The organism is Brevibacterium samyangense, from assembly GCF_039529845.1.
GTDB classification, from domain to species: domain Bacteria; phylum Actinomycetota; class Actinomycetes; order Actinomycetales; family Brevibacteriaceae; genus Brevibacterium; species Brevibacterium samyangense.
On record NZ_BAAANO010000043.1, the window covers coordinates 26,549 to 33,900 of the forward strand.

General features: G+C 69.3%; 7 protein-coding genes. 4 read left to right on the top strand and 3 right to left on the bottom strand.

Annotated features, from left to right (window positions below):
- Nucleotides 1-28: 28 nt before the first annotated feature.
- Nucleotides 29-658, bottom strand: a complete 630-nt coding sequence (locus tag ABD172_RS15140) for a rhomboid family intramembrane serine protease (protein ID WP_344311029.1) — start codon at nt 656-658, stop codon at nt 29-31.
- Nucleotides 659-703: 45 nt separating this feature from the next.
- Between ABD172_RS15140 and mfd the strand changes: the two genes are divergently transcribed.
- The 4 genes from mfd to ABD172_RS15160 are packed head-to-tail and all read left to right on the top strand — an operon-like array spanning nt 704 to nt 6,349.
- Nucleotides 704-4,366, top strand: coding sequence for a transcription-repair coupling factor (gene mfd / locus ABD172_RS15145; protein WP_344311031.1), 3,663 nt, complete (start codon nt 704-706; stop codon nt 4,364-4,366).
- A complete protein-coding gene (locus ABD172_RS15150) occupies nt 4,363-5,217 on the top strand; it encodes a MazG nucleotide pyrophosphohydrolase domain-containing protein (protein ID WP_344311032.1) in 855 nt (284 codons plus the stop codon). The genes mfd and ABD172_RS15150 overlap by 4 nt, the downstream gene beginning before the upstream one ends.
- Entirely contained in the window at nt 5,214-5,972 is a 759-nt protein-coding gene (locus tag ABD172_RS15155; protein ID WP_344311034.1) for a tyrosine-protein phosphatase, read from the top strand. The genes ABD172_RS15150 and ABD172_RS15155 overlap by 4 nt, the downstream gene beginning before the upstream one ends.
- A gap of 35 nt (nt 5,973-6,007) precedes the next feature.
- Entirely contained in the window at nt 6,008-6,349 is a 342-nt protein-coding gene (locus ABD172_RS15160; RefSeq protein ID WP_344311035.1) for a hypothetical protein, read from the top strand.
- Here ABD172_RS15160 and ABD172_RS15165 read toward each other — a convergent pair.
- Together ABD172_RS15165 and ABD172_RS15170 are read right to left on the bottom strand one after the other, a co-directional pair.
- Nucleotides 6,331-6,612 (bottom strand): hypothetical protein, encoded by a 282-nt coding sequence (locus ABD172_RS15165; protein WP_344311037.1) that lies wholly within the window; start codon nt 6,610-6,612, stop codon nt 6,331-6,333. The two genes, ABD172_RS15160 and ABD172_RS15165, sit on opposite strands and share 19 nt — an antisense overlap.
- Nucleotides 6,613-6,771: 159 nt before the next feature.
- On the bottom strand, nt 6,772-7,352 hold a 581-nt coding region (locus ABD172_RS15170; RefSeq protein ID WP_344311039.1), incomplete at its 5' end, for an IS1634 family transposase.

Consider the following 7,352-nt stretch of genomic DNA (forward strand, 5'->3'; position numbering starts at 1 on the left):
GGGGCGAGGGAAGGGCCCTGCGGGCCCGCTAGAACCCGAACGTGTTCGCCGGTTTCGCAGGTACCGGGGTGCGGGGACGCAGCAGCCAGGCGGCGAGGCCGCCGCCGATCGCGCCGAAGAGATGCCCCTGCCAGGAGATGCCGACGCGGACGGGCAGGACGCCGGTGAGCATGGAACCGCCGTAGAGGACCGCGACGACGATCGCGATGACGGCGTAGAGGATGCGGTGGGAGAGCGTCTTCACGACGAAAGCCCGCACGAGCAAGTACCCGAAGTAGCCGAACACGAGCCCGGAGGCGCCGACGGTGAGGGTGCCCGGCCAGTTCACGACCCACGTGCCGATCCCGCCGACGAGCGCGATGATCCCGGTGACGAGCCAGTAACGGCGTGCGCCCTCGGCAGCGACGAGGAGGCCGAGGACGAGGAACGGCACGCTGTTGGCCACGAGGTGCGGCCAGCCGGAGTGGAGGACGGGGGACAGGACGATCCCGAAGGCGCTCGTCACGTCCCACGAGCGGATGCCGTAGGTGTTGAACGTGCCCGGCAGCACCCAGTCGAATGCGCGAACGAGCCACATGAACACGAGGAACGCGACGGGGTGGACGAACCGGGTGAGCGACTGCGCGGACGGGACGGGCGACTGTGCCGAGGTACTCATGACTCCCAGTCTCCCAGAGGGACGCCGCCCACTAGACTCGTCCACGTGTCTTTGACGGGAATCTCCAGCTCTCTGTCCACCCAGCCGAACATCGCCGAGGCGATCACCGCGCTCACCGACGTCACCTCCTCCGGGGGCACCGTGAACGCCGTGAAGGGACTGTGGCCGACCCTGCTGGCAGGAGCTGCGGGTGGTGCGGCCGCGGGTGGTGCAGGAGAGAACGACGGCGCCCCCGGCATCGTCCTCGCGGTGACCGCGACGGGACGTGAGGCGGAGGAACTCGAGTCCGCGCTCGCCGACCACCTGCCGAAGGACGCCGTCGCCCTCTTCCCGAGCTGGGAGACGCTGCCGCACGAGAAGCTCTCCCCGCGGTCGGACACCGTGGGTCGCCGTCTCTCGGTGCTGCGGCGCCTCGCGCATCCGGGGGACCGGCCGGTGCAGGTCGTCGTCGCCCCTGTGCGCGCGCTCCTCCAGCCGCTCGTCAAGGGCCTCGGCGCGCTCGAACCCGTCGAACTGAAGGTCGGCGACCGGGCGGAACTGTCCGACCTCGCAGAGCAGCTCTCCTCCCTCGCGTACTCGCGGGTCGACATGGTGTCCCGGCGCGGCGAGTACGCGGTGCGCGGTGGCATTCTCGACATCTTCCCGCCGACCGACGACCACGCGCTGCGCATCGAGTTCTTCGACGACGAGATCGACGAGATCCGCCCGTTCTCCGTCGCCGACCAGCGGTCCATGCCCGTCGTCGAGGGCGCCGAGTACCGGGTGTGGGCACCGCCGTGCCGCGAGGTACTCCTCACCGAGTCCGTCCGGAACCGTGCCCGGAAGCTCGCCGACGACCTGCCCGGCGCCCGGGACATGCTCGAGAGGATCGCCGACGGCATCGCCGTCGAGGGCATGGAGTCCCTCGCCCCGGCGCTCGCCGACGGGATGGAACCGCTCCTCGCGACCCTTCCCGAGCACAGCCGGGTCGTGCTCCTCGCACCCGAACGCATCGCCGCCCGCGCGGAGGACCTCGTCGCGACGACGGAGGAGTTCCTCGAGGCGGCGTGGGCCTCGGCGGCCGGGGGAGGGGATTCGCCCGTCGACCTGTCGACCGCGAGCTTCCGCACCCTCGAGCAGACCCAGGAGGCCGCGGGCATCCTCGGGCTGCCGTGGTGGCACATGGGCGGGTTCGCGGTCGATGCGGAACTCGCGCAGATCGAGCCCGTCGGCACCGTGATCGACGTTCCGGCCCGCGAACCGCGCGGTTACGCCGGCGACGTCGAGGCGGTGCTCGCCGACCTCCGCGGACTCACCCACGACGGGTGGACCGTGTACGTCCTCACCGAGGGCGCGGGCCCCGGCCGGCGCCTCGTCGAGGTCTTCACCGAGGCCGAGGTACCCGCCCGGTTCCGCGAGGACGTCACCGAGTCCGGTTCCGCCGGCACGATCACGGTGGCGACGGCCGCGGCCTACGGCGGATTCGTCCTCGAGGACCTGCGCCTCGCGGTGCTCACGGAGGCCGATGTGCTCGGCCGGGCCGCCGCCTCGTCGACCCGGGACATGCGCCGGCTCCCGGCCCGCCGCAAGCGCAATCAGGTCGACCCGCTCAACCTCCAGCCGGGGGACTTCGTCGTCCACGAGCAGCACGGTGTGGGCCGCTTCGTCGAAATGGTGCAGCGGACCACGGGCCGCGGCGACAACGCGCACACCCGTGAGTACCTCGTCATCGAGTACGCACCCTCGAAGCGCGGCCAGCCCGGCGACCGCCTCTACGTGCCCTCGGACGGGCTCGACCAGGTCACCCGGTACGTCGGCGGCGAGAGCCCGAGCGTCAACAAGATGGGCGGTTCGGACTGGGCGAAGACGAAGGCGAAGGCCCGCAAGGCGGTCAAGGAGATCGCCGGGGAGCTCATCCGCCTCTACTCCGCCCGCCAGGCGACGAAGGGCCACGCGTTCGGCCCGGACACCCCGTGGCAGCGAGAGCTCGAGGACGCCTTCCACTACAACGAGACCCCCGATCAGCTCACGACGATCGACGAGGTCAAGGGCGATATGGAGAAGCCGATCCCGATGGACCGGCTCATCTGCGGCGACGTCGGTTACGGCAAGACCGAGGTCGCGGTGCGCGCGGCGTTCAAGGCCGTGCAGGACGGCAAGCAGGTCGCGATCCTCGTGCCGACGACCCTCCTCGTCCAACAGCACTACGAAACCTTCGCCGAGCGGTACTCGGGGTTCCCGGTGAACGTCGGTGCGCTCTCGCGCTTCCAGACGAAGAAGGAGGCGGACGCAGTGAAGGAGGACCTCGCCGCCGGCCGCCTCGACGTCGTCATCGGCACCCACCGTCTGCTCTCGGGGGAGGTACGGTTCAAGGACCTCGGGCTCGTCATCATCGACGAGGAACAACGGTTCGGTGTCGAGCACAAGGAGACGCTCACCGCGCTGCGGACGAACGTCGACGTCCTCGCGATGTCCGCGACCCCGATCCCGCGCACCCTCGAGATGGCCGTCACCGGGATCCGTGAGATGTCGACCCTCGCGACCCCGCCGGAGGAGCGCCACCCGGTGCTCACGTACGTCGGCAAGTACGAGGACAAGCAGGTGAAGGCTGCGATCCGTCGCGAGCTCCTCCGCGAGGGGCAGGTGTTCTTCGTGCACAACCGGGTGCAGGACATCGAGAAGGTCGCCGGCCACCTCGCGGAACTCGTGCCCGAGGCGCGGATCGCGGTGGCGCACGGCAAGATGAGCGAGCAGCGCCTCGAGAAGGTCATCGTCGACTTCTGGGAGAAGAAGTTCGACGTCCTCGTGTGCACGACGATCGTGGAGACCGGCCTCGACATCTCGAACGCGAACACGCTCATCATCGACCGGGCTGACCGCATGGGACTGTCGCAGCTCCACCAGTTGCGCGGACGCGTGGGCCGTGGCCGCGAGCGCGCGTACGCGTACTTCCTCTACCCGAACGACCTCCAGCTCAAGGAGCACGCACTCGACCGGCTGCAGGTGCTCGCCTCGCACACGGACCTCGGCGCGGGCATGCAGATCGCGATGAAGGACCTCGAGATCCGCGGTGCCGGCAACCTTCTCGGTGGGGAACAGTCCGGGCACATCGAGGGTGTCGGTTTCGACCTCTACGTGCGGCTCGTCGGCGAGGCCGTCGCGAACTTCCGCGGGGAGGGCGAGGAGCCGGAGGTCGAGATGCGGATCGAACTGCCGATCGACGCGCACCTCCCGACGGACTACGTGTCCCACGAACGGCTGCGCCTCGAGGCGTACCGGAAGCTCGCGGCGGCCGGGACCGAGGAGGACATCCGCGAGGTGCTCGACGAGCTCAAGGACCGGTACGGCCCCTTCCCGCCGGCCGTCGAGGTGCTCGCGGACGTGGCGCGCCTGCGGATCCGCGCGAAGGCCTCCGGCGTGCACGAGATCGTCGCGCAGGGCAACAACATCCGGTTCGGCCCGGTCGAGCTCGCCGAATCGCAGATCGCCCGCCTCAAGCGCATGTACCCGAAGGCGCTGCTCAAGCCCGCGGTCCGGTCGGTGCTCGTGCCGAAGCCGACGGAGGGCCGTGGCTTCACGGCCACCGAGCTCACCGACTCCGCGCTCATGGAATGGGTGACGCACTTCCTCGACGCGATCCTGCCGGTGCCGAAGGAGACTGCGGCTCCTGCGGGGGCTGCCGGAACCGGCGGTGGGGACGCGGTGAGGAGCGAGGCGAGCGCGGGATGACCGAACGCACCTGGGAGCGCCCGGACACCGCGTCGCTCGACCTCCCGGAGGTCATGGCGCTCATCCTCGACCGCTGCCCGTGGGCGGGTGCGCACACGCACGCGTCCCTGCAGAAGTTCCTCCTCGAGGAGACGTACGAACTCCTCGGTGCGCTCGACACCTACGAGGCGGACCCCACGGACGCCCACGCCGAGGAGGTCCTCGGCGAACTCGGGGACGTGCTCTACCAGGTGCTCTTCCACGCCGCGCTCATCGACCCCGAACACGGGTTCGAGAAGGTGTCCCGCACGCTCAAGGCGAAGCTCGTCCGTCGGCACCCGCATGTGTTCGACTCGACCGGCCCGGTGCCGATCGACGAGGTGGAACGGCGCTACGAGGCGGTCAAGGCCGCGGAACGCGCCGCGAAGGCGGGCGCGGCGGGTTCGGCAGAGGCTGCGGATGGAACGGAGGCGGGAGCTGCGGCGGGGGCAGGTTCCGTCGCCGAGGCGCCCGCGGGGGAGTCCTCCCGCGTCGCCCGGGTGCGGGCCTCCTTCGACTCCGTGCCGACCGCGATGCCGGCGCTCGCCCGCGCGCACGCGGTGTTCGACAGGATCGAACGACTCGAACTGCCGGTGCCGGAGGCGGGGCAGGCAAGTCCGGAGGTGCCTGCGCAGCCCGGTACCGGCGATGGCGACCCCGGCACCGGTGACGCGGTGGCGGAGGCCGAGGGGCGCCTCGGCCGTGGGATCCTCGCCCTCGTGCAGGAGGCCCGCGAGGCCGGTGTCGACGCCGAGGCGGCGTTGCGCCGGGCGACGGCGGAACTGGAGGCGGCGGTCGTGAATGCGGCGAGGAGCGAGAAGGAGCAGCGATGACGGTGGAGCTTCCGCAGCACCTGGCGGTGCCGGGCACGTTCAACTTCCGGGACCTCGGTGGGTGGTCGTCGACGGCGGGTCCGCTCGCGATGGGCGTGCTGTTCCGGGCCGACGGGCTCGCGAACCTCGACGACGCGGCGTGGGCCGAACTCGTGCGTTGGGGGATCCGGACCGTCATCGATCTGCGGGAGTCGCGCGAGGTGCTCGCGGCACCGAATGCGCTCGGTGACACCGGGATCGAACTGCGGCACATGCCCTTGTTCGGGGACCGGTACTACCCGGTGGACGAGGACGCGGTGGAGAAGCTCGACCTGCCCGATCGATCACTACCGACGATCTACCGCGCGGCGATCGAACACTCGGGCGAGCAGATCGCCGGGATCGTCGAGGCGCTCGCCCGGACCGAGGGGCCGACGGTGTTCCACTGCTCGGCGGGCAAGGACCGGACGGGGATCGTCGCGGCGTTCGTGCTCGACCTCCTCGCGGTCGCGCGGGAGGACGTGCTGCGGGATTACACGGCGACGGAACAGTTCCTCGGGGAGGACTTCCTCGCGGCCCTGCACTCGCACTTCGCGCAGGCGGGCATCGTCGCGAACCTCTCGCACACCGCGACGCAGGCACCGGTCGAGCTCATGGAGGGCGTGTTCGCCTCCGTGGAGGAGTCACACGGCTCGGTGCTCGAATACCTTCTCGCCCACGGCATGGACCCGCAGGTGCCGGAGCTGCTGAGGGCGAAGCTGGTGCTCGAGGGGTGACCGGGGCACGGACCGAGCGTCCGGACGATCTTCCGTTGAGTCGGCGCGGAGTCCTCACCGGCTCGTCTGTCCTCACGGTGCTCGGTCTGCTTCTCACGTACGTCCAGTACATGGTCGCCGAGAAAGGGCGGACCGGCCCGGGGACCTGCTCCGAAGTGTCCGCCTTGGTCTCGTGGGCGGACGTTCCGGACGCGTGGCACGGATTCCTCATGCGGGTCCCGTCCGTCATGCTCTGCCAGGACATCGATGACGAACGGTTCTACGCGCACACGTTCTCGTCCACCGTGGTGCTCGGTCTCGTGCTGCTCATGTGGGCCGCGGTTGTGGTGTGGTTGCTCCGGAGGAAACTACGCGAAAGTCAGAGGGTGATCACGTAGTCCTCGTGATCGGAGCCGGCGACGATACGGACCGAAATCCGCACACAGCCGTGATAACTGAGCACCGTGATTTCGGATTCCGCGCTCCCGAGCACCTGGGTGGAATCGAATGCTGCGGGAGAGTCCGAGCCATCGGGATACACATGGGGCAACCGATCGTCGTTCCTACCGAAACCGTCGTCTCCCGTGTGGTGGAAGAGCAATTGCACCGCGTTCGTGCCTGACGGAATCACTCCGAGGAGCTGCCGCTCGATGCCGAACAACCGGAGCGTCACGCCGGTGGGGCGAGGGACTGAACGGGATTCATCGTCAAGAAGCGCACTACTGTCGCTTGGCTCGGAAGGTCGGGTGGGGGAGGTATTCGAACCGCGAATGCCGGATTCGGCCGTCCAGGAGAATTCCCCTGAGTTGGTTCATTTGCCTTAGTGCTCGACTCCCCGGCCCCGCAGGTCCTCGAGTACGCCCCGCACTTCCTCGCTGAGCTGCGGGGCGTACACCTGTTCACGCCCGCCGACACTCATCACCACCGATCGCAACGGCCGCAGCAACCTCAAGAACGCCCGCAACGACAACCCCGACCGTGCCTGCACGACCCTCGCCACCGCCAGCGCGGTGAACACGATCGTCACGTGCGCCTCGATCGCATCCCGCGTCCGCGCGAACATCGGCCGGGCTCTCAGGTCCGTCTTCGACATCCGGAACGACTGCTCGACGTGCCACAGGTCGTGATACGACGACACGACCTCCACCGCGGGCATCAGCGACGCGGGGATGTTGGTGACGTACTTCTTCAACCCGGCAACCTTCCTGGCCCTGGCCAAGGCCGCTTCGTCGAGTTTGTACTTCTTCCCGTCCGCCTTCAGAAACCGGGGTTTCTGGGCCGGTTTCTCCCCGTCGATCACGGCTTTCGCCCGGTTCTCCTGCAAGGTCAGGGTTTGCGTGTCACGGACGTATCGTTTCCTCGAGTACGCCCACACCGCCCGCCACGCCAGCGGGTACTCGT

Bases quoted from the DNA above. Each gene is read 5' to 3' on its own strand.
- ABD172_RS15140 (WP_344311029.1), bottom strand. From the start codon at position 658: ATGAGTACCTCGGCACAGTCGCCCGTCCCGTCCGCGCAGTCGCTCACC.
- ABD172_RS15150 (WP_344311032.1), top strand. From the start codon at position 4,363: ATGACCGAACGCACCTGGGAGCGCCCGGACACCGCGTCGCTCGACCTC.
- ABD172_RS15155 (WP_344311034.1), top strand. From the start codon at position 5,214: ATGACGGTGGAGCTTCCGCAGCACCTGGCGGTGCCGGGCACGTTCAAC.